Raw genomic sequence first — 410 nt, forward strand, 5'->3', positions numbered from 1 at the left:
CCACATGACTTATCCCCGGACCCCGATCGCCGTGGCGATCGGCCTGCTGCTGTGTGCTCTTTCCGCCGGAGCTTCGGCCACTGGTATCGTGGCCGACGGCGGCACCGCGACCTCGGTGTCAACCGCGGCCAATGGTCACCAGATCGTCAGCATCGCACCCGCATTTCGTGGCGTTTCGCACAATACCTATTCGTCATTCAGCGTCTCGTCCGCCGGCGCCAACCTGAACAACACCGGCATTAACGCGCGCACGATTGTCAACGAGGTGACGAGCACGAACCCGTCGGTCATTCGGGGCGCAATTGCGGTGCTGGGTCCGCGTGCGAACGTGATCCTGGCCAACCCAAACGGTGTTACGGTCGACGGCGGTAGCTTCGCGAACGCCGGTCACGTGGTGCTCTCTACAGGTC

At 63.2% G+C, this 410-nt stretch carries 1 protein-coding gene; it reads left to right on the top strand.

Features of this window, described 5'->3' with window-relative positions:
• Positions 1-31 precede the first annotated feature (31 nt).
• Positions 32-410: filamentous hemagglutinin N-terminal domain-containing protein (locus GR197_RS31620; RefSeq protein ID WP_204330526.1), on the top strand; the 379-nt coding region annotated here is incomplete at its 3' end.

The organism is Rhizobium phaseoli, assembly GCF_010668805.1.
GTDB classification, from domain to species: domain Bacteria; phylum Pseudomonadota; class Alphaproteobacteria; order Rhizobiales; family Rhizobiaceae; genus Rhizobium; species Rhizobium phaseoli_A.